Below are 22,451 nucleotides of genomic sequence, written 5' to 3'. Positions count from 1 at the left end.
ACACAAAAGGTTCTAAGACTTTCAATTTACTAACTCCAATACCGCCTTGGCCGCCTCTTGGCTGGCGTTCAAGCTCAGCTGTTGACGAATGGCAGAAAATTCTTGCTTCAGCACCTGCTGCTCACCCGGCTGCAGTATTCGTAGCAGTTGCTCAGCTAACGCTTCAGGCGTGGCCGCATCTTGAATGAGTTCCGGCACCAGGGGTTTGTCGGCCAACAAGTTAGGCAGACTGATATATTTCGATTTCACTAACCGCGCCAATATGGCGTAGGACAATGGCGCCATGCGATAGGCCACAACCATGGGCTTACCCAGCAGCAGAGCTTCCAAGGTTGTGGTACCAGACGCCATAACTACGGCGTTGGCTGCCGCCATCACTTGGGTAGACTGCCCTTGCACCACTGTAATGGGTAAATCTGGGTGGCCGGCGAGCTGTTGTTTTATTTGCGCAAGGCGAGCAGCGTTGGCCGCCGGCACAACAAATCGCAGTTGCGGCTGCTGGCGCAGGGCTTGTAGCGCTGCCTGCCACATTACCGGGCCCACCAAGCGCACTTCGGCTTCCCGGCTACCGGGCAGCAAGGCTACTAGGGGAACCTCGTCACAAGGCAATGCCAAGCGTTGCCGCACAGCTTGAATGTCGTCCACCGGGGCCAATTCATCGGCCAGCGGATGGCCAACAAACTTAACCGGCACATTGTGCTGACGATAGAACGACGCCTCGAAGGGCAGCAAAGTGAGCATCAAATCCACAGCACGAGCGATCTTTTTGATTCTGCCCTGCCGCCAGGCCCACACCGAGGGACTGACGTAATGCACGGTTTTAATACCGTGTTTGCGCAGCTTAAGTTCTAAGTCGAGATTAAAATCCGGTGAGTCCACCCCGATAAAAACGTCCGGTGGATTGGCAGTAAAACGCTGAAACAGTTGCTTGCGAATACGCAACAGCTCGGGCAGGCGTTTGAGCGGCTCAATGAGCCCCATTACCGCCAGGCGCTCTTGATCAAACCAAGAATCAAAGCCCTGGGCCATCATTAGTTCACCGCCGATGCCTTCAAATTGCGCATCCGGATGACGTTGTTTAATAGCTTGAATAAGACCGGCGCCTAGGATGTCGCCGGAGCGTTCGCCCACCACCAGGCCGAATCGAAGGGGTTTGGCCATGCTTAACGCACAATGCCCCTTGAGGCAGACTGCAACGAATGAATTAACGGCTGGATACAATCGTATTGTTGGGCCAGCGAGGCCAGCTCGACCAGGGCCTCATCGGTGGTTAACCCGCGCCGGTAGATGACTTTATAGCCGGTGCTAATGGCCGCAATCTCTTCTTTGCTAAAATTGCGTCGACGCAGGCCTTCTTTGTTGATGCTTTTTGCGGCTGCTGGGCTTCCGTTGACCATAATATAGGCAGGTACATCTTTGCCAATCACACTGCCCATCCCCGTAAAACTGTGGGCACCGATGTAGCAAAACTGGTGCACCAGGGTGAAACCACTCAAAATCGCCCAGTTACCGACGTTCACGTGGCCGGCCAGGGCGGCGTTATTCACCAGGATACAATTGTTGCCCACCACGCTATCGTGGCCGATATGTGCGTAGGCCATGATTAAATTGTTATCGCCAATACGGGTTTCACTGCGGCCGGTGACGGTACCGCGGTGGATGGTAACGCCTTCGCGGATAACGTTGTTATCACCAATCACCAGCGTGGTAGGTTCGCCCTTGTATTTTAAATCCGGGGTATCTTCGCCAACGCTGGAGAACTGAAAAATGCGGTTGTTTTTACCGATGGTGGTAGGCCCTTTGACCACCACATGCGACTCTACAACCGTGCCTTCTCCCAGGGTGACATCTGGCCCAATGATGGACCAGGGGCCAACGCTGACGCCCTCGGCCAAGGTCGCCGTCGGATCTATGATTGCGCGAGGATCTATATGACTCAAGCGTGATACCCGGTAGTTGGCTGTCGATTAAACTTTGCGGTCGGCGCACATAATAACGCAGGCGCAGGCGGTTTCGCCGTCTACGGAAGCGACGCAGTCAAACTTCCAAATGCCGCGTTTTACCGATACCACTTTCGATTCTAACTGCAGGCGATCGCCCGGCACTACTTGGCGGCGGAAACGCACGTTATCCACCGCTGCAAACAGATAAATAGAGCCGTCTTCTGGGGTTTTATCCATGGATTTAAAACCCAGCACGCCCGACACTTGCGCCAGCGCTTCAATAATCATAACACCAGGGAAAATCGGCGCATTCGGAAAATGGCCGTTAAATACATCTTCGTTAATGGTGATATTTTTGTAGCCGACAATGGATTCGTTGGGCACGAGATCAACGATTCGATCGACAAGTAAGAACGGAAACCTGTGTGGCAGGTAATTTTTAATTTCGGTTACATCCATCATAAAACGGCCTTTTACTTTCCCCAGCCTGCAAGTCACTGTGTACTTACCTGCATTTTTCTCAGCGCGGCAATTATACCGGCAAAATCCGCGTTTGGCTTCGCTATTGTCGTTAACTTCAGTATTGGTTGAGGTGCGTGAATACGGAACAATCGAAGAGTATAAAAAACCAGCAGCTAGCTTAGCCGACAGGGTGCTGCGGAGGACTTCTTATTAACTTTTCGCCGATTACTTCTCGCCGATCTTTTTCGCAAGCTTGTTTACCAAGCGGGAGAGATCATCCAATTGACTGAAACGCACCATATTTCGGCGCCACTTTTTCACCGGCTGCATGGGTACACCAGAACCATAGGTACCGGGCTCGGTTACCGAGTTAGTCACCATAGCCTTGCCTAAAAAGTGACAGTTGTCGGTTATCTCGATATGGCCAGTTACGCCAACTTGGCCGGCAAAGGTGCAATTGGCACCCACCTTAGTACTGCCAGCAAAGCCGCAGCAGCCAGCAATGGCGGTGTTTACGCCGATAAACACATTGTGCGCAATGTGCACCAGGTTATCGATGATGACCCCATCACTAATAACGGTGTCGCCAATGGCACCGCGATCGATCGCCGTGTTGGCACCAATTTCAACTCGAGCACCGATGCGCACGCCGCCCAACTGGTGGATCTTTTGCCAACCCGCTTCGCTCGGTGCAAAACCAAATCCATCGCTGCCAACGACGGTGCCGCTGTGTATCACACAGTTCTCACCCACGCTGACCCCGTGATAGATAGTGACATTGGCGTGCAGAAGGGTGCCATCGCCAAGCACACTGCCAGCCCCTAAATAGCAACCCGGGCCAATTTTGCAGCCCTGCCCCACCACGGCGCCTTCGGCAACCACGACATTGGCGCCAATGGTGGTATCTGCCGGGATCTCCACGCCGCTGGCAATGCTAGCACTTGGGTCCACGGATCCCGGTCGGTGATTGAAGAATGCATCGAACACCTGCGAGGCGCGGGCATAACCCAAATACGGATCATCTATAAGGAGTGTGTGGCCACGAAAGCTGGCTTGCTCAGCCATGGCGGGTGCCAACATCAACACACCTGCTGAGCTTTGGCTGGCCTGTTCGAGAAACTCAGGCCGGGCAATAAAAGCCAGTTCGGATGAACTGGCCTTGGATAGAGTATTGATTCCGGCGACTTGAAACTCAGCGTCACCGTTTAATTGAGCACCAATCTGCTTGGCCAACTCACCTAGCGCTATCAATGGTTTCTACCTTATCTATGACTGTGTGATCAGGCCAAGCGACTCATACAACTTAAACATTTAAGCCAATCTGATGCCGCAGCGAAGCACCAAGGCCTACTTCATTTTGTTGAGACGAGCAGTTACTTTGTCTGTGATGTCGGCTTTTTTATCCGCGTGGTAAACCTGGGCCGCGTTCAGCACGACGGTGATGCCTTCCGATTTAATCACCTCTTCCAAAGCTTTTTCGGTTTTGGCTTGCAGGTCTTGCATCAAACCACGTACCGCAGCATTTTGCTCGGCTTGCAATTTCTTCTGAGCCAATTCTAAATCCGCGCGAATGTAATCCACTTTTTTGCGGTGCTCTGCTTGTTGCTCTGTGTTCCAGGTCATGCCTTTGGAATTCTGCTCATCGCGCAGTTTTTCCATATCGGCAACCAAACCTTCGTACTTGGCGCGCAGGGCGGCAAATTCTGGGTCGGCTTGTAGATCGGAACTGGCTTTCTTAGCTGCTTCGGTACTTAAAATAGCGCGTTCTAAGTTGAACACTGCAACCTTGTCGGCGGCTAGCGCAGCACTTGAAGAAACGGCCAAAATGACAACGGCAAATATAGTTTTAATTTTTAACACAAGTCTTGCTCCTAGGTCTTGAGGGTGCGTATTACGGCGGCTACAGGCTTACTCATGGGTTGCAATTTACCCCGCATAAACCCGCCTCCCTGCGGCAACTGCCGGTACTATGGCCGCGCAGTGTACTGTAACACTGACACTAAGCCATAACTTTTTAACCAAGACTAGAACGCGGTACCCAGTGAAAACTGGAAGAATTCTTCGCGATCATACTCTTGTTTTTCGATCGGCCGGGCAATACTGAAAGTCAGTGGGCCAAAGCCAGTAATCCAAGTCAAACCGATACCAGCAGACGAACTTAAGTTAGATAGATCGACATCGGCACAGTTGAGCTGAGTTTGCCCGCAATCTGTATCAAACACATTACCAGCATCAATAAAGAACGCAGACTGCATAGAACGCTGGTCCTTAATGAACGGTAAAGGAAATAACACTTCAATACCGAACTCAACCTGAACGTTACCACCGAAAGACCGCAGATCCTTGGTTTGTAAATTCGGCTGGGCACGGTTGTAGATCAGTTGGCCGGTGTCATCGTCAACGATGTAGGCATAATTGGTAATCCGGTCGGTCGTGCCATTATCGTTTCTATCTTCGCCAGCAATGGCTTGGGTGGCGTAGGTCAAAGCTGGTGTGGCCCGTGGCCCCAAGGTGTTGCGCTCAAAACCTCGTACCGAGCCAAAACCACCGCCGTAGAAGTGCTCAAAAAATGGTACTTCGGTAGTGTCGCCATAGGAGTCAGCAAAGCCCAACTGACTGCGCAGGCGCAGGGTTAAGCTTTTGGTTAGGGGCTTAAAGTACTGGGCATCGTAAACCACTTTGTAGTACTCCAAATCACTGCCCGGCACACTGGCTTCAAAAGAGATTTGCTGCGAAGCACCACGGGTGGCCAAGCGGCCACGGTTAAGCGTGGATTGACGCCAACCAAGATTCACCGTGAACATGTCGAATTCATCACCGTTGCGATCCAAGAAACCGCTATAGTCGTTTTCGAGCAGAACTGGGTCATTTTCTTGCAGCAGCGTAGCCAAATCGGAGTAATCGAAATCACCGCTAGCATTGGCAGCAATTTCTGCCGCCACCGCCTCGGTGATATAGGACTGTGAATAGGCCCGACCATCAATTAGGCGGGGGCTGGAGCGGATTTCTTGCACCGCGTAGTTACCGGTGTCAATGGCAACATTACTGAAGCCAACGGCAAAATTAAGGCGGGAGATCTCCGACGTTGGGTAACCAAAGCTCAGGGTGGCGCCATAGGTATCGGTGTTATAGCTAATGGCGTTACCAAATTCGCCGTAGTCACGCTCTTGATAAAACACGCTAAAGCCACGGCTGACGCCATCTGGCGTGAAGTAAGGGTCGTTGTAGTTGAATCGGTAGCTGGTTTGGTAGGCACTGGTGTTAAGCGAAATACCCACGGATTTACCGGTACCAAACCAGTTATCCTGCTGAATACTGGCGCCAATGGTGGTGCCATACCCGTCGGAGTAACCAATGCTGGCACCGATACTGCCCGAGGGCTGCTCTTCCACAGTGTACTCAACATCGATTAAATCGGAACTGCCGGGCACTTCCCGGGTGTCAACGTTTACTTCTTTGAAGAAACCCAGGCGCTCCAAACGTACTTTAGACTGCTCAATGGCAGCGGTGGAGGCCGAACCACCTTCCATTTGGCGCATTTCCCGACGCAGTACTTCATCGGCGGTGCGGGTATTGCCCCTAAAATCGATTCTGCGCACATAGGCGCGCTTACCTGGGTCAATGAAGAAAGTCACTTTAACGGTTTTATCGTCGTCGTTGGGCTCTGGAATACCGTTAACTTCGGCAAACGTGTAGCCTTCGTTACCCAACCTTCGGGTAATATACTCGGATGACGTGGTCATCATTACTTGGGAGAAGTCCTGGCCCTCGCGCATCAAAATAAGACGCCGGACCAACGCTTCATCCACCACCAAATCGCCAGCCAATTCAACTTCGCTGATTTTATAAACGTCGCCCTCGGTAATGTTAAGCGTGATGTACACGCTGTCTTTGTTTGGGCTAAGTGAAACCTGGGTGGAATCCACCGAAAACTTAAGGTAACCACGATCCAGGTAGAACGATTCCAAGCGCTCCAAGTCACCGGATAGCTTTTCTTTGGAGTACTTGTTCTTACTACTGAAGAACGACATCCAACTGCCCACACCCAGCTCGAACAACTCCAGCAGCTCTTCTTCCGAGAAGGCCTCGTTACCAACGATATTAACGTGGCGAATTTTAGCCACCGAGCCTTCATCCACGTTAATTTTAATACTCACTTGGTTCTGCGGACGGGGCTCCACGTCGGCCTCAACGCTGGCGCTGTAGCGGCCCTGGGCCACGTATTGACGCTCCAGCTCTTGGGTTAGACCTTCCAGCGTAACGCGCTTAAAAATCTGGCCCTCAGACAGGCCGTTATCGGTTAAACCGCGCATTAAATCGTCGGTTTTAATGGCCTTGTTGCCCTCAATTTCGATGGAGCTAATGGCGGGCCGTTCAGCCACGGCGATTACCAGCACTCCGCCATCGCGGCCAATGGCGATATCTTCAAAGTAGCCAGTGCGGAACAGCGCGCGAGTCATGCGCTGGATATCGGTTTCTTCTATCTGCTCACCAACTTGTACGGGAAGGGAGGCGAACACCGTCCCGGCAGACACACGCTGCAAGCCCTGTACGCGGATATCATCAATGCGGAAGGATTCTGCCTGTGCAGAAAGAGCGAATAAGCACAACAGCGTGCAACTAGCGATCAGTCGATTCATAGAGTTGGGAAATTAATCAAAAGGAAACGTAACAAGCCAACGCCCAAAGGGATCGGCGTGGGGAGTGACGCAATAGCGGTGCGGATAAGGCGCGATTGTCGATCATTATTATGGGCATAGGACGTGTGCTAACGTTGGTACCTAAAAACACGTTTTTGTTTGCGGGCAAGGCTGTTGGTGCCCCACCCGGTTTAAGCAGCAGCCATTTGATACTGACAATGCCTATCGGTTCCGCAAACCTGCCTATACTGGCAAGCCAAATAAACGGCCCTGAAATATCCGCACAATGTCGTTATAAAAGGCCAAAACCATGATGCCTGCCACCAAGAACAAACCCACTTGGTAACCAATCATCTGAACCCGCTGCGACACGGGCTTACCCTTAATGGCTTCAATAAAGTAAAACAGCAGATGGCCGCCATCCAATACTGGAATTGGCAGTAGGTTGAGCACGCCCAAATTGACGCTAAGTGAAGCCAAGACGCTGACAAACACAATCCAACCCGCCTCGGCGGAATCGCCCGCAACTTTAGCAATGGTGAATGGCCCACTCAAGCTTTTCGTCGATATTTCACCCACCAAAAGCTTTTTCAGGGATAAGAAGATAAAACCGGTGGTTTCCCAGGTTTTATCAACTGCTGCTACAAAAGCACCGCCTAATGAATGGTTGTAAGGGCGCAACATTTCTTCCGGCCACGTGGGTATCACCGGGGCAATACCAATTTGCCCAATGGACGCGCCGTTTTGATCTTTCACCGCTGCTGGAGTGATGGCCATATTGACCTCCGACCCATTGCGTAACAACGTGAAATCCAATGTGCGCCCGGGGTTGGCCGATACTGTCTCTACCAAGCCCTGCCAATTCTCAATACCCTGGCCATTTATGGCAATAAAGCGGTCTCCCGCCTGTACGCCGGATTGCGCCGCCGGTGTTTCGTCCGCCACACTGGCCACCACCGGCTCAATCTTAGGCCTGAACAGCGTCAACCCGAGGCCGGCGATTGGATCTGGGTTTTCTTCACCCTTGAGCCAGCCCTGTAACGTAGCGTGGGATTGGTATTCTAAATCTGATCCGGGGTATTTAACGCTAAAACTGATCTCGCCGGATTCACCCAGCCGCGCCAATAGCGCCTGCCCTAAAGCCTGCCAGGATGGCGTCGGATTACCATCCACGGCAACAATCTCTTGGCCTGACTCCAAACCCGCTTGCTCGGCGATACTGCCAACTGCTACCTCGCCAACAACCGGGGCTACGTTGATATCGGCAGGCAAAAACGTGGCCCAAAACAACACAACCGCCAATATAAAATTGGCCACCGGCCCTGCTGCCACCACGGCGATGCGCGCCCACACGCTTTTGCGGTTGAACGCCATGTGGCGCTCTTCCTCAGGCACCGTGCCCTCGCGCTCGTCGAGCATTTTGACGTAGCCACCCAGGGGAATGGCAGCAATGGCAAACTCGGTGCCGTGACGGTCGTGCCAGGTGAAAAACGGCTTGCCAAAACCGATGGAAAAGCGCAATACCTTAACACCCACACGCCGTGCCACGTAAAAATGACCAAACTCGTGGATGGTAACCAGTACACCTAAAGCCACCAAAAACCAAAATATCGTCAAAAGCATAGGCTGTTATCCTATTTTAGAGCGCATTAGTGCGCAGGCTTCGATATGGCGCCGCGGCCAATGCTTTCCAAGGCCTTGGCCCTCGCCTCTTGGTCCACCGACATCACCTGGGCCAGGGACGCAACGGGCCCCGGCGACATACTTTGCCACACCGATTCAATCAAACTGGCAATCTGGGTAAAGCCAATTTGCTCATTCAAGAAGGCATCAACCGCAACTTCGTTGGCTGCATTAACAATGGCGGCACTGCAGTCGTTGCGTTCGGCAGCGGCCATGGCCAGTGCCAAACACGGGAATCGCTCCAGGTTCGGCGGCTCAAAATCCAAGCGTGCCACGTCAAATATGTCCAAAGACTGAACGCCGGCATCTATACGCTCCGGCCAAGCCAGGGCATGAGCAATGGGTGTGCGCATATCGGGGTTCCCCAATTGCGCCAGTACCGAGCCGTCTTTGTACTGCACCATGGAGTGGATAACGCTTTGCGGGTGTATCACCACCTGAATATTGCTTGGGCCGGTGGCAAATAGCCAGCAGGCCTCAATAAGCTCCAGCCCCTTATTCATCATGGTGGCGCTGTCCACCGAGATTTTACGGCCCATGGACCAATTGGGATGGGCGCAGGCTTGGTCCGGTGTTACCGCCGCCAATTCAGCCACCGGCTTGGTGCGGAACGGCCCACCGGAGGCGGTTAGAAGTATGCGCTCAACGCCTGCACTGGGCAGACCATCATGACGTTCGGGCAAACACTGAAAGATAGCATTGTGCTCACTGTCTATGGGCAAAAGCGTGCAATGGCTTTGGGCCACGGCATCCATAAATAATTTCCCCGCCATAACCAGTGATTCTTTGTTAGCCAACAACACACGCTTGCCGGCCTGCACGCCGGCTAAGGTCGGTGCCAACCCCGCGGCCCCGACAATGGCCGCCAACACAGTATCCACTTCACTGGCTCGACTGACCTCTATCAAACCCTGCTCGCCGCCCACAACGTCGGTGCCGGGCGCCACTTCGGCCAGCTCCTGGGCCAGCTCATCCACCAGACTGACATCGCGGATAACCGCCACCTTGGGCTGGAATTGCTGGCACTGTTGCACCAGTTTTGCCACGCTTTGATTGGCACTGAGTGCGTAAACTTGGTAGCGATCTGGGTGTCGCGCGATCACATCCAGGGCGCTGCCGCCGATGGAACCGGTGGACCCGAGTAGAGTAACTTTTTGCACAGAAGAATTCGTTTTGCTAGCGGCACCGCTGGAGTGCTCGCTGTGGGAATGAAGAGAGGAAAAGGAATGCGACATTGTTTAGCCTATGGCCGCACTTGTGTGCATTCCCGTTACCAGCAATGTGAAGGCAAACACAGGTACGGCGGCGGTCATGCCATCAACACGATCCAGAACACCGCCATGGCCGGGTAAAATTAGACCGCTGTCTTTAACACCCCGATGACGCTTAACCATGCTCTCGAGCAAATCACCAAGCACAGAAACAAGAGCGGTGGGAGCCACCAGCAGTAATATCCACAGTCGTTCGTCAGGAGCCCAAAACTGCCCCACTACTACGGCCAAGGCAATACTGGCCATTAAGCCACCAGCGAAGCCCTCCCAGGATTTACCGGGGCTAACCGAGGCCGCCAAACGGCGCCGGCCAAAGCGCTTGCCCGCAAAATAAGCACCGGTATCTGCCGCCGCCACTGCCAACACTAACAAAAGTACCAACCAGCTGCCGTGCTCCTGGGCGCGGATGAAAAACAAACCAACCCAGGCTGGCACCAACACCAACATGCCCATAAGCAGGCGAGCAGGAATCGAGCCCCACAACACCGAGCTGGAGGGATAGCCCTGAACCCACAGCAGAGCAATACCCCACCAAATCAGACTTACCCAAAATAGAGCTTGAAGGTTAGCCATATTTTGTGGCACAAAATCGGCGTCGATATCGATGTACCAACCACACAACACAGTGGCAAAAAGAACCAGGGCAAGATAGGCGTAGCGCTTGGCCCGACTCCCTAAGCCAGCCAGATTGCTCCACTCCCAAGCGCCAATGGCCATGCCTAGGCTGACAAACGCGATAAATGCAATGGGAGGTAACACCAACAAAACCAGCAGAAACACCAGCATCATGATGCACGCGCTAATGACTCTTTGTTTAAGCACTGGCGATTCCTGAGTTATCGTTGTCGCCGTCAATTCTGCCACCGAACCGGCGCTGACGGGTGTAAAAGCAATCCACCGCCAACTGCAGTTGTTCGCGATTAAAATCCGGCCAGAAGACGTCGGTGAAATAAAACTCGGCGTAAGCGCATTGCCACAGCAAAAAGTTACTGATACGCAAATCTCCACCGGTGCGAATAAGCAAATCCACCGGCGGCACGTCTGCCAAACTAACGTGTTGCTCCATTAGGCTCTCATTGACCTGATCCGGAGTAATTCTGCCGGCAGCTACTTGCTCAGCAATGGCTTTCGCCGCATTAGCAATATCCCATTTACCGCCGTAGTCGGCGGCAATAACCAGAGTACGCTCACCGGTACTGGCGATGGCCTCGGCGTCGGCAATGGCTTTTTGAATGCGGTTGCTAAAGCGTGATCTATCGCCAATCACGCGCACACGCACATTTTCTGCGTTAAGCTTCTTGGCTTCTTTCTTCAGATAACTTAGGAACAGGCCCATCAAGGCCTCAACCTCTTTTGGCGGGCGGCTCCAATTTTCACTGCTGAAGGCGAACAAGGTGACAATGTCAATGCCGTGCTCTTTGCTGGCTGCTAATACATCACGGATGCGTTCAACACCCGCTTTGTGGCCACTGGTGCCCAACATTCCTCGCTGTTTGGCCCAGCGGTTATTGCCATCCATGATGATGGCAATGTGCTTGAGTGTTTCCGTCGTCACGCTGACCTCTTAAACGACTGCCCCACCCGGGGCAGCGGTTATATTTCCATCAAGTCTTTTTCTTTGTCCGCTAACGCAGCGTCTACTTTGGCGATGAATTTGTCGGTGATCTTTTGCACCTCGTCACCACCCTTACGCTCTTCGTCTTCGCTGATTTCCTTCTCTTTTTGTAGATTTTTCAGCTCGCTGATGGCATCGCGACGGATGTTGCGAATGGACACCCGCGCTTGCTCAGCCTCACCCCGAGCGGTTTTGATGAATCCCTTACGGGTTTCTTCTGTCAGCATCGGCATGGGAATGCGGATTAGCTCACCGGTGGTAGAAGGATTGAGGCCCAGGTCAGACTTCATGATGGCTTTTTCGATTTCAGGCACTAAGGATCTATCCCAAGCACTGATCGACAGGGTACGCGCATCCAAAACACTAACGTTGGCGGCCTGGCTTAACGGGGTATCAGAGCCGTAATAGTTTACGGTGATACCGTCGAGCAGGCTGGGGTGGGCCCGGCCGGTGCGAATCTTGTTAAAGTTGTGCCCCAGCGCCTCAATGGACCTGGACATGCGTGTTTCGGCGTCTTTTTTGATGTCGTCAATCATTATTTTTTCTCCAATTGCCTCGCTGGTAGCCCCCGCGCGGGCGATTACTCCGGATCGTTTTCAATCAGGGTGCCTTCATTGCTACCGGTTATAATGTTGAGCAGCGCCCCGACCTTGTCCATACGGAACACGCGCACCGGCATACCATGCTCCTGGCACAGACACATGGCGGTAAGATCCATAACACCCAACTTCTTAGACAAGACTTCGTCAAAACTCAGACGATCGTATTTCTCGGCGCTCGGATCCTTCATCGGATCAGCGGTGTAAACGCCATCCACCTTAGTGGCCTTGAGCACCAAATCAGCTTCAACTTCAATGCCACGCAAGCAGGCCGCGGAGTCTGTGGTAAAAAAGGGGTTACCGGTACCGGCCGAGAAGATGACTACTTCGCCAGCCTCCAGCAAGCGAATCGCGCGACGGCGATCGTAATGCTCAAGGACGCCACTCATAGGAATGGCGGACATAACGGTGGAATTAATGTTGGAGCGCTCTAAGGCATCGCGCATAGCCAAGGCGTTCATTACCGTGGCCAACATACCCATGTGGTCACCGGTCACTCGATCCAGGCCTGCTGCATTCAATGCCGCGCCTCGGAACAGATTACCACCACCAATAACAAGGCCGACTTGCACGCCAATACCGACCAACTGGCCGATCTCCAGCGCCATTTTATCGAGGACTTTGGGGTCAATCCCGAACCCTTCATCCCCCATCAACTGCTCGCCACTGAGTTTCAATAAAATACGTTTGTACTTCTTATCACGCGCCGACGGCATCCTAGTTCGCTCCAGCATCCAAAATTTGGAGCGCAGTGTACCAGGAAGGCACACCAATTTCACAAGCCAATTGCATTTCTGGTGGCAGATGGCCACCACTGCCACCCAAAAGGCGTCATCACCGCTCAAAAGCTGGCCAGCACCTGGCCCCAAGGGTTAACCAACCACTAAAAATAGCCATCAGCGAAATCAGCCAAAGAGCACCAACAAAAAGGGGAAAGCCATGCTTTCCCCTTTTCGGTCGGCGCTGCCAAACAGTGCCGGGTGCCCAGATGGGCTTATTTAGAAGCTTGTACTTGAGCGGCAACTTCCGCTGCAAAATCAACCTCTTCTTTTTCGATACCTTCGCCGACTTCTAAACGAACGAAGCCAACTACGTCGGCACCGGCGTCTTTCGCCAACTGACCAACAGTAACATCGGGGTTTTTGACGAAAGGCTGTTGAACCAAGCTGTTCTCTTTCAAGAACTTGTTGATGCGGCCAACCATCATTTTTTCTACGATGTTGTCTGGCTTACCTTCCATATCCGGCTGGGCCTTGATGATATCTTTCTCTTTTTCCAGCAGCTCTTGTGGCATGTCTTCTGGCTTATTAACACGCGGGCTTACGGCGGCAACGTGCATAGCCACTTCTTTAGCCAAATCAACATCGCTGTTAGAAACCTGAACAGCAGCAGCGATACGGTTGTTGGAGTGAACGTAAACACCTACGGCGCCACCGTTGGCCTCGACCACGGAAACACGACGCACAGAGATGTTCTCACCGATCTTCTGTACCAGGGCTTCTCGAGCGCTTTCCAGCTCACCGGCCATCAACGCAGCCACGTCGGCTTGCTTGTCAGCAAAGGCTTTGTCTAAAACGGTGTTTACAAAACCCAAGAAACCTTCGTCACGGGCAACGAAGTCAGTCTCACTGTTAATTTCCAATACTACGGCGTAGCTACCATCTTCGGCAGTCTTAGCGGCCACGACACCATCAGCGGCGGTGCGGTCTGCTTTTTTAGCGGCTTTCAGGCCACTGGCTTTACGCAGGTTTTCGATGGCCAGCTCGATGTCGCCATCGGCTTCTTTCAATGCCTTTTTACACTCCATCATGCCGAGGCCAGTGCGCTCGCGGAGGTCTTTTACCAGGGCTGCAGATACGGCTGCCATTGTCCTATCCCCTCTAGAAAATTCGTTGGATTAAAAATACTTCAAGCCACACCCTGAAAAGGATACGGCTTGAAGTTGAAATTGGGCGGTCAAAAAGTACGAGTTATAACCCGCTCTTGTGCCAAACAGATGACAAAAGAGCGGTCAACAACTTATTCGCCAGCGACGGCTTGGTTGCTCTCTTCGATGTACTCGTCTTTCGCAGGTGCTTGGCCAGAAGCAGCGCCTTCTAAACATGCGTCGGCCACAGCAGTGGTGTAAAGCTTAATGGCGCGGATGGCATCGTCGTTACCAGGGATAACGTAATCAACACCCTCTGGGCTACTGTTGGTATCAACAACACCAATAACAGGGATACCCAGCTTGTTGGCTTCTTGAATGGCGATTCGCTCATGTTCTACGTCGATTACAAACAACGCGTCTGGCAGGCCACCCATGTCTTTAATACCACCAATGGAGCGCTCAAGCTTTTCCATCGTACGGGTACGCATCAAAGCTTCTTTTTTAGTCAGCTTTTCAAAGGTTCCATCTTGGCTTTGAGCTTCAAGCTCGCGGTAGCGGCGGATAGAAGCACGGATGGTTTTGTAGTTGGTCAACATACCACCCAACCAGCGGTGGCTAACAAACGGCTGGCCAGAGCGTTCTGCTTGCTCTTTAATGCTCTTTTGAGCGGCACGCTTGGTGCCAACGAACAAGACTTTCTTCTTACTGGCAGTCAAACCACGAACCACTTCCAACGCCTTATTGAAGGCGGGAGCAGTGTACTCTAGGTTGATGATATGGATTTTGTTACGGGCGCCAAAAATGTATTGGTTCATTTTTGGGTTCCAGTAGCGAGTCTGGTGGCCAAAGTGCACACCAGCCTGCAACATGTCGCGCATGCTGACTTGAGGCATAGTAATTTCCTAATATATTGGGTTAGGCCTCCATACATCCCAAGCCACCAACCGAGGACAATCTGCGAACAGAAACCTTGGCACCCAGGGGATTGTGACGATGTATGTGTGACGTTAAAGTGGCCCAAAAACCGGGCTCGTTACCTTGCTAAACACCCACCAATTGTGGCTCTGACCAGCAAGAGGCGCGCTTTATACCACAGAAACCACGCCAACACCACCCTTTTCGCAGGACTGGCGATTGACTGACCCACACCTGAGTCGCCACCTAGGCTGCGACTGCACTGCTACAGTTAAACAAACCGGCCAAAAACCATGACTATCGAGACAGCCAGGGGTGGTTTACAATGCCCCATTTTTGCAGCTCCCCGAGTGCCGTCTACAGTCCACGTCACCAGGTCGAGCCAGCCCAAAGCCCCAAGATAGGTAGTTAAAACCGTAATTATGAGCAAAGTTCACATCAAGACACCCGCAGAACTCGACAAAATGAGAGTGGCCGGCCGCATGGCAGCCGAGGTCTTAGAGATGATTGGCCCGCACGTGAAACCCGGCGTCAGCACCGGAGAATTGGACCGTATTTGCCATGATTACATCATCAATGAGCAAAAGGCGATTCCTGCACCCCTGAACTACAAGGGCTTCCCCAAATCCATCTGCACCTCGGTAAACCACGTTATTTGTCACGGCATCCCATCGGACAAGAAAATCTTAAAAGACGGCGACATCATCAATATTGACGTCACCGTTATAAAGGATGGCTTCCACGGCGACACCAGCAAAATGTTTACCGTGGGCAAAGCCGCTCCTCACGCTGAGCGCTTAATTAAAATCACCCAAGAGTGCCTTTATAAGGGCATCGACTTAGTTAAACCGGGCACTCGCTTGGGCGATATTGGCCATGTAATTCAAACCTATGCCGAGAAAAACTACTATTCGGTGGTGCGCGAATACTGCGGCCACGGTATTGGCATTGAATTCCACGAAGAACCACAAGTGTTGCACTACGGCCGCCCGGGCACCGGCTTTGAAATTCAAGAAGGCATGACCTTTACCATCGAGCCCATGATCAACGCCGGCAAAGCGCAAACCAAATTGAAAAAAGATGGCTGGACGGTGGAAACCAAAGATGGCCGTCTTAGCGCCCAGTGGGAGCACACCCTGGCCGTAACCGCCAATGGCGTTGAGGTATTAACTGCTCGATCCGAGGAAAGTTTTTAGTGCTAGCGCCGCATTTTGAATTACCCCTGGTCTTTTTCGACCAGGAAAAATTTCGTTGTAACCTTGCCAGCAGCAAATCGCCGGTCAGTATATTCAAAGACGCCCTGGCCGCAGCCAGCGGCTACTTTGATACGCGCTTCCTTGAGGGCGCCAGCATTCGCTCGCTGGTCAACGACCGCGCTCTGTTTATTGATTGCATTCTGCATTACGCCTGGCATCGCCACCAATGGATTGACAGCTGTGGGCTGATTGCCGTGGGCGGCTACGGCCGCGCTGAGCTGCACCCCCATTCCGATATCGACCTACTGATTTTATTTGAAGAAGACGAGGTCGAATCACAAGCCGACAATATAGAATCCTTTATTATGTTCCTGTGGGACATCGGCTTGGAAATCGGCCACAGTGTGCGCACCATAGATCAGTGCACAGCGCTGGCCGAAGAAGACATCACCATCGTTACCAATATGATGGAATGTCGCACCGTGGCAGGCCCCAACCAATTGGCCAACGAACTAAAAAAAGCGGTGTCCGAAGACAAAATCTGGCCCGCCAAAGCGTTTTTTGAGGCCAAGTTAAACGAGCAAACCCAGCGCCACAAAAAAAACAATTTTACCGAATACAACCTTGAACCCAATATCAAGAACGCACCCGGCGGCCTGCGTGATATCCAAACCATCACCTGGGTAACCAAGCGCATCTTTGGCATCGAATCACTTTCAGAATTGGAAGGCCGAGATTTTCTAAACGCCCGTGAACTTTCGGTACTTACAGGCGGCCAGGAATTCCTGTGGAAAGTGCGCTATGGCCTGCATTTATTAGCCGGCCGAGCCGAAGAACGCTTGTTGTTCAACTACCAAACCGAGCTGGCCGAGATGTTTGGCTACAGCAATTCAGAAAAAAGATTGGCCGTTGAACAATTTATGCACTGGTACTATCGTGCTGTGTTGTCGCTGCGCGAGCTAAACGAAGTACTGCTGCAATACCTCAGCGAAACCATCCTCCATAAAGACGAAACTCGCAATATCGTGGCCATCAACGAGCGCTTTCAGCTCAACGATTATTTTATTGAGGTGACGCACGCCAAGGTTTTTGAAGAGTCGCCTTCGGCGCTGTTAGAAATTTTTGTGCTGATGGGCAACGACCCCAAAATTGAAGGCGTACGTGCCGCCACTATCCGTTTAATTCGTGAGGCGCGGGATATTATCGACGACGATTTCCGCAACACACCGTTAAATATTCAGTTATTCCAAACGCTACTGCGTTCGCCGTTTGATTTGTTTGCCGTGCTCACGCGCATGACCCGCTACGGCATCTTGGGGCGCTATCTGCCGGAATTTGGTCGTATCACCGGCCAAATGCAGCACGACCTTTTCCACATTTATACAGTAGATGCCCACACCTTACTGGTGATTAAGTTTATCCACGAGTTTTCCAGCCAAGCCTCCCAGGATAAATTTCCGGTTGCGGGTTACATCTATCGCCACCTGCGCCGGCCAGATTTACTGATTATTGCCGGGCTTTATCACGATATCGGCAAAGGCCGGGGTGGAGATCATTCCGTGCTTGGCGCTAAAGATGCCGAAGAATTTTGTCAGCATCACGGCCTAAGCCGACGCGATTCCAACTTGGTGATCTGGTTGGTAGAAAACCACCTGAAGATGTCTACCGTTTCGCAAAAAGAAGACATCACCGATCCAGACGTGATTCGTAATTTTGCGCTGGAAATGGGCGACCAAGAGCACTTGGACTACCTCTACGCGCTCACCGTGGCTGACATGAACGCCACCAACCCCAGCATCTGGAATAACTGGCGCGCATCATTAATGCGCCAGCTGTACATGGAAACCAAGCGCCAACTGCGCCGAGGCTTAGAAAACACCGTCGACCGCCAAGACATCATCGATGAAACCCAGCAGCAGGCGCTGTTCAAACTAGCCGATAAACGCATCACGGAAGAACAAGCTCGTAAGGTATGGGCCGACATTAACGACGATTACTTTGTGCGCGAAACCCATTTGGACATTGCCTGGCAAACCGCCGCTGTGGTTGAAGCAAATTACCCAGATGTGGTTGTGTCTTTCAGTACCACTAGTTCCTACCACGAGGAAGGCGCCACGCAAATTTTTGTACGCACGGTAGGCCGTAAAAACGTTTTTGCCCGGGCTGCCTCCACCATTGACCACCTAAACCTCAATATTCAAGAAGCTCGTATTTACAACTCAAATTCGGACATTAACGTTGATCACTACTACGTATTGGATCAATCCGGTAACGCCATTGAAAACGGCTCCAATCAGCTAGCACGCATTGAAAAGGCCTTACTCAAAGAGCTGGTCGTTACCACGGACGATTCCACCAGTATCCAACGGCGCACACCGCGGCAACTGAAAGCCTTCCGCAGCCCAACGCAAACCAGCATCCACAACGATTTAATTAGCGGCCAAACTCTGCTGGAGGTGATTTCTCCAGATCGTCCGGGCCTGCTGGCGCGTATAGGCCAGATATTTATCGACTTGGGTATTCAATTGAACTCGGCTCGCATTAGCACGTTAGGTGAGCGCGTAGAAGACGTGTTTTTAATTTGCGACCTTGACGGCCAACCGTTGAGCGACCCTGCATTGTGCGATCAATTACAGTTAGAAATTCGCAAGCAGCTGGATAAGCAAAACCAAGCTCAGGACGCTAAAGCACTGGGCTAGCCCGCCCCTGACTAGTACCCACCAAAGAACTTATGCTTTGACGGTCTACTGATGCGGCACGCACAAATACCCAAATATAGAGTTAACTTTTACTGAAGCAGTCGCATGAACCCAGACATCCAAGCCCTTCACAGCTACCCGTTTGAAAAACAAGCGCAATTGAAAACCGGTATAACACCGCCCGCGGACCGCGCGCACATTGCGTTATCTATTGGCGAGCCCAAACACCCAGCACCGCAATTTGCCCTGGATGCCTTCAGCAATGCCATGGCCGGTTTTGGCGCCTACCCCGCCACCGGCGGCACGCCGGAGCTGAAAAAAGCCATCGCCGAGTGGGCCATCCAGCGTTATCAACTGAGCGCCCTGGCCGCACACCAAATATTGCCGGTAAACGGCACAAGAGAAGCGCTTTTTGCATTTGCCCAAGCCGTGGTGGACCGCTCTAAAAACCCACTGGTACTGATGCCCAATCCGTTTTACCAAATTTACGAAGGTGCCGCGATTTTGGCCGGCGCCGAGCCCTATTATCTAAATTGCACAGCGGACAACCATTACCTGCCGGATTACAGCGCCGTGCCCGACTCGGTATGGCAACGCTGCCAGCTGCTGTACATCTGCAACCCAGGCAACCCCACCGGTGCGGTAATGCCCAAGAGCCAACTCAAAGAACTGCTTAATTTGGCCGAGAAATTCGATTTTATTATCGCCAGCGATGAGTGCTACTCGGAAATTTATTTCGATTCGCCGCCCACGGGCTTGTTGTCAGTGTGCGAAGAAATGGGCAACCACGCCTACCAACGCTGTGTCGTGTTTCAAAGCTTATCTAAACGCTCCAACCTCCCGGGCCTGCGCTCAGGTTTTGTCGCCGGCGACGAAGCCATCATTAAAAGCTTTTTGTTGTATCGCACCTACCACGGCTCAGCCATGCCGCTGCCCACCCAGGCCGCCAGTATCGCCGCCTGGCAGGACGAGCACCACGTGCAAGACAACCGCGCCCAATACCGCCAAAAATTTGAGCAGGTACTGCCGGTGTTACAGCAGGCTCTGCCGGTTACCCAACCCGATGCGGCGTTTTTCTTTTGGGCCCAAACCCCAATCTGTGATCAGAAATTCACCCAGGCCTTGTTTGCGGCGGAAAACGTTACCGTTTTGCCTGGCAGCTATCTGGCACGGCAAGCCCACGGCCTCAACCCCGGTGCCAATCACGTGCGCATGGCTTTGGTGGCAGAGGTAGACCAGTGTCTGGAAGCGGCCCATCGTATTGTGCGCTTTGCGGCCAGCTTGGGTTAAGGGAGTAGCAGCATGACCACCGCAGAGGGCCCAATTCAACCGGCCAAAAATCTCACCAAGCCCGAGCGCGTGGCGTACATTTTAGGCAAGCTGCAAAGTCTCTACCCAGAGCCACCCATCCCCCTGGACCACAAAGACCCCTACACCTTGCTGGTGGCCGTGCTGCTGTCTGCTCAATGCACCGACGAGCGCGTCAATCAAGTCACGCCTGCGCTTTGGCAGCTGGCAGACAGCCCCTGGGACATGGCCAAGCAAAGCGTGGAAGATATCCAAGCCATTATTCGCCCCTGCGGCCTGTCACCGCAAAAATCCAAGGCCATCGCCAAACTGTCACAGATACTGGTAGAAGAGTACGACGGCGTTGTGCCCAACGATATGGAAGCGCTAGAAACCCTACCCGGTGTGGGTCATAAAACCGCCGGCGTGGTCATGGCCCAGGCCTTCGACGTACCCGCCTTCCCGGTGGACACCCACATCCACCGTTTGGCTCAGCGCTGGGGCCTCACCAACGGCAAAAACGTTGCCCAAACCGAAAAAGACCTCAAACGCTTGTTTCCCAAAGAATGCTGGAACGCCCTGCACCTGCAAATCATCTATTACGGGCGGGAATTCTGCAGTGCGCGCGGTTGCGATGGCCGGGTGTGTGAAATTTGCACCACCTGCTACCCCAACCGCAAGCACCCCAAAAAGGTGCTGAAGCCTTAGCCGCTGTCGGATCAAACGGATCTGACCCCATTGATTCCTTGCCTGTGATAACGCCCCTGTTTTTTGCTATGATTGCGCGCCTTTTGCACCTGCAATTACACGTAACGAGACCCGAAGTATGTTTACGCTCTACGGCATCAAAAACTGTGACACCGTAAAAAAAGCCCGCCGCTGGCTGGAAGACAACAACGTTGAATTCGCGTTTCACGATTTTCGGGCCGAGGGTTTGAGCCAAGACCAGGTGCAGGCCTGGCTGGATGAACTCGGCCACGCGGTGCTGGTGAACAAGCGCAGCACCACCTGGAAGCAATTGGATGATGCGCAGAAGGACCAGGCCCTGGGTGATGATGCTGCGGCTCTACTGGTTGAGCACCCAACCCTAATAAAACGGCCGGTTCTGGATACCGGCAAGCAGCGCCAGGTGGGCTTTTCCGCCGCCAATTACCAAGCGCTACTCTAATCAAGATCAGTTGCCGCCCTGCTCGGCACCAACCACCCTATAACAGGATTGCACCATGACTCAGTTATTTAGCTTCGGCCTCGGCGTAGGCACTCACAACCAAAAACAAGAGTGGCTGGAAGTGTTCTACCCAGCCCCTGTGCTCAATCCCAGCGCCGAGCTGGCCGCCGTTGCCGCCAAAGCCGCAGGTTACAGCGAAGGCAACCAAGCCATCGCCTTAAATGCCGCCCAGGTGAGCCAACTGGCCGCCGATTTAGCCAGCGTCGATGCCGAACAAGCGGCCATTGCCAAAAGCTTCGCCGACAGCAAACAACCGTTAGTAGCCACTTTTTTGGCCGACGACAGCGCGCCTAACACCACACCAGAGGCCTATCTCAAGTTGCACTTGTTGTCCCACCGTTTGGTAAAACCCCACGGTGTTGTACTGGACGGCATGTTCGGCGTACTGCCCAACGTAGCCTGGACCAACCAGGGCGCCATCGACTTGGCTGAGCTGTCAGAGCGTCAAATGCAAGCACGCTTAAGCGGCGAGCTGCTCGACGTCGACTGCGTGGACAAATTTCCCAAAATGACCAACTACGTGGTACCTGGCGGCGTGCGTATTGCGCACACGGCACGCGTACGTTTGGGCGCTTACATTGGCGAAGGCACCACCATCATGCACGAAGGCTTCGTCAACTTTAACGCCGGTACCGAAGGCCCGGGCATGATCGAAGGCCGTATTTCCGCCGGTGTGGTTGTGGGTAAAGGCTCGGATTTGGGTGGCGGCTGCTCCACCATGGGTACCCTATCTGGCGGCGGTAACATTGTTATTTCCGTGGGCGAAGGCTGCCTGTTGGGCGCCAACGCCGGTATCGGTATCCCACTGGGCGACCGCTGCACCGTTGAAGCGGGCTTGTACATTACCGCAGGCACCAAAGTATCGGTACTGGCCGACAACGGCGACGTGGTAGAAGTCGTTAACGCCCGCGATCTCGCCGGCAAGAGCGACCTGCTCTTCCGTCGCCACTCGCAAACCGGCGCCGTTCAATGCCGCACCAATAAGTCAGCCATTGAGCTGAACGAAGAACTGCACAAGCACAACTAAGCAACCCCAAGAGATA

General features: G+C 53.0%; 20 protein-coding genes. 6 read left to right on the top strand and 14 right to left on the bottom strand.

The window, feature by feature from the left end; genetic code table 11:
• Nucleotides 1-21: 21 nt before the first annotated feature.
• The 14 genes from lpxB to rpsB form a co-directional block, all read right to left on the bottom strand.
• The gene (gene lpxB, locus ACGHM3_RS06895) at nucleotides 22-1,161 is read right to left on the bottom strand and encodes a lipid-A-disaccharide synthase (protein ID WP_345417293.1); all 1,140 of its coding nucleotides are present in this window, start codon (nucleotides 1,159-1,161) and stop codon (nucleotides 22-24) included.
• 2 nt (nucleotides 1,162-1,163) lie between these two features.
• Nucleotides 1,164-1,940 carry an acyl-ACP--UDP-N-acetylglucosamine O-acyltransferase gene (gene lpxA / locus ACGHM3_RS06890; RefSeq protein WP_345417290.1) on the bottom strand — a complete coding sequence of 259 codons (777 nt, stop codon included), beginning with the start codon at nucleotides 1,938-1,940 and terminating at the stop codon, nucleotides 1,164-1,166.
• A 27-nt stretch (nucleotides 1,941-1,967) separates the two neighbouring features.
• Nucleotides 1,968-2,405 carry a 3-hydroxyacyl-ACP dehydratase FabZ gene (gene fabZ, locus ACGHM3_RS06885; RefSeq protein ID WP_345417287.1) on the bottom strand — a complete coding sequence of 146 codons (438 nt, stop codon included), beginning with the start codon at nucleotides 2,403-2,405 and terminating at the stop codon, nucleotides 1,968-1,970.
• Between the two features lie 225 nt (nucleotides 2,406-2,630).
• Complete coding sequence (gene lpxD, locus ACGHM3_RS06880) at nucleotides 2,631-3,656, bottom strand: UDP-3-O-(3-hydroxymyristoyl)glucosamine N-acyltransferase (protein WP_345417285.1); 1,026 nt, start codon at nucleotides 3,654-3,656, stop codon at nucleotides 2,631-2,633.
• A gap of 96 nt (nucleotides 3,657-3,752) precedes the next feature.
• Complete coding sequence (locus ACGHM3_RS06875; RefSeq protein WP_345417282.1) at nucleotides 3,753-4,265, bottom strand: OmpH family outer membrane protein; 513 nt, start codon at nucleotides 4,263-4,265, stop codon at nucleotides 3,753-3,755.
• Between the two features lie 164 nt (nucleotides 4,266-4,429).
• A complete protein-coding gene (gene bamA, locus ACGHM3_RS06870) occupies nucleotides 4,430-7,045 on the bottom strand; it encodes an outer membrane protein assembly factor BamA (protein WP_345417279.1) in 2,616 nt (871 codons plus the stop codon).
• 243 nt (nucleotides 7,046-7,288) lie between these two features.
• Nucleotides 7,289-8,668, bottom strand: a complete 1,380-nt coding sequence (gene rseP, locus ACGHM3_RS06865) for an RIP metalloprotease RseP (RefSeq protein ID WP_345417276.1) — start codon at nucleotides 8,666-8,668, stop codon at nucleotides 7,289-7,291.
• A 26-nt stretch (nucleotides 8,669-8,694) separates the two neighbouring features.
• A complete protein-coding gene (gene ispC / locus ACGHM3_RS06860) occupies nucleotides 8,695-9,888 on the bottom strand; it encodes a 1-deoxy-D-xylulose-5-phosphate reductoisomerase (RefSeq protein ID WP_345419120.1) in 1,194 nt (397 codons plus the stop codon).
• A 78-nt stretch (nucleotides 9,889-9,966) separates the two neighbouring features.
• Nucleotides 9,967-10,821 carry a phosphatidate cytidylyltransferase gene (locus ACGHM3_RS06855; protein WP_345417273.1) on the bottom strand — a complete coding sequence of 285 codons (855 nt, stop codon included), beginning with the start codon at nucleotides 10,819-10,821 and terminating at the stop codon, nucleotides 9,967-9,969.
• Complete coding sequence (gene uppS / locus ACGHM3_RS06850) at nucleotides 10,814-11,554, bottom strand: polyprenyl diphosphate synthase (protein WP_345417270.1); 741 nt, start codon at nucleotides 11,552-11,554, stop codon at nucleotides 10,814-10,816. Before uppS ends, ACGHM3_RS06855 begins: the two co-directional genes overlap by 8 nt.
• A 38-nt stretch (nucleotides 11,555-11,592) precedes the next feature.
• Nucleotides 11,593-12,150, bottom strand: a complete 558-nt coding sequence (gene frr, locus ACGHM3_RS06845) for a ribosome recycling factor (protein ID WP_345417267.1) — start codon at nucleotides 12,148-12,150, stop codon at nucleotides 11,593-11,595.
• Between the two features lie 44 nt (nucleotides 12,151-12,194).
• Complete coding sequence (gene pyrH, locus ACGHM3_RS06840; RefSeq protein WP_345417264.1) at nucleotides 12,195-12,929, bottom strand: UMP kinase; 735 nt, start codon at nucleotides 12,927-12,929, stop codon at nucleotides 12,195-12,197.
• 278 nt (nucleotides 12,930-13,207) lie between these two features.
• On the bottom strand, nucleotides 13,208-14,080 hold the full coding sequence (tsf, locus tag ACGHM3_RS06835; RefSeq protein WP_345417261.1) for a translation elongation factor Ts: 873 nt from the start codon (nucleotides 14,078-14,080) through the stop codon (nucleotides 13,208-13,210).
• 152 nt (nucleotides 14,081-14,232) lie between these two features.
• Nucleotides 14,233-14,976, bottom strand: a complete 744-nt coding sequence (gene rpsB, locus ACGHM3_RS06830; protein WP_345417258.1) for a 30S ribosomal protein S2 — start codon at nucleotides 14,974-14,976, stop codon at nucleotides 14,233-14,235.
• Between the two features lie 444 nt (nucleotides 14,977-15,420).
• Here rpsB and map point away from each other — a divergent pair, with 444 nt between their 5' ends.
• The 6 genes from map to dapD all read left to right on the top strand — a co-directional run bounded on the left by map (nucleotide 15,421) and on the right by dapD (nucleotide 22,435).
• On the top strand, nucleotides 15,421-16,194 hold the full coding sequence (gene map / locus ACGHM3_RS06825; RefSeq protein ID WP_345417255.1) for a type I methionyl aminopeptidase: 774 nt from the start codon (nucleotides 15,421-15,423) through the stop codon (nucleotides 16,192-16,194).
• Complete coding sequence (locus tag ACGHM3_RS06820) at nucleotides 16,194-18,893, top strand: [protein-PII] uridylyltransferase (RefSeq protein ID WP_345417252.1); 2,700 nt, start codon at nucleotides 16,194-16,196, stop codon at nucleotides 18,891-18,893. The genes map and ACGHM3_RS06820 overlap by 1 nt, the downstream gene beginning before the upstream one ends.
• Nucleotides 18,894-18,998: 105 nt before the next feature.
• Nucleotides 18,999-20,183: a succinyldiaminopimelate transaminase gene (gene dapC / locus ACGHM3_RS06815; protein ID WP_345417249.1), complete on the top strand. Its 1,185-nt coding sequence runs from the start codon at nucleotides 18,999-19,001 to the stop codon at nucleotides 20,181-20,183.
• A gap of 12 nt (nucleotides 20,184-20,195) precedes the next feature.
• Entirely contained in the window at nucleotides 20,196-20,888 is a 693-nt protein-coding gene (nth, locus tag ACGHM3_RS06810) for an endonuclease III (RefSeq protein ID WP_345417246.1), read from the top strand.
• Between the two features lie 118 nt (nucleotides 20,889-21,006).
• Nucleotides 21,007-21,348: an ArsC family reductase gene (locus ACGHM3_RS06805; RefSeq protein ID WP_345417243.1), complete on the top strand. Its 342-nt coding sequence runs from the start codon at nucleotides 21,007-21,009 to the stop codon at nucleotides 21,346-21,348.
• Nucleotides 21,349-21,403: 55 nt separating this feature from the next.
• Entirely contained in the window at nucleotides 21,404-22,435 is a 1,032-nt protein-coding gene (gene dapD / locus ACGHM3_RS06800) for a 2,3,4,5-tetrahydropyridine-2,6-dicarboxylate N-succinyltransferase (RefSeq protein ID WP_345417239.1), read from the top strand.
• Nucleotides 22,436-22,451: the final 16 nt, after the last annotated feature.

The organism is Halioxenophilus aromaticivorans (assembly GCF_042850945.1).
Classification (GTDB): Bacteria; Pseudomonadota; Gammaproteobacteria; order Pseudomonadales; family Cellvibrionaceae; genus Halioxenophilus; species Halioxenophilus aromaticivorans.
Note: the sequence above shows the minus strand (reverse complement) of the source record. Positions and strands in the feature narration are given on the sequence as shown.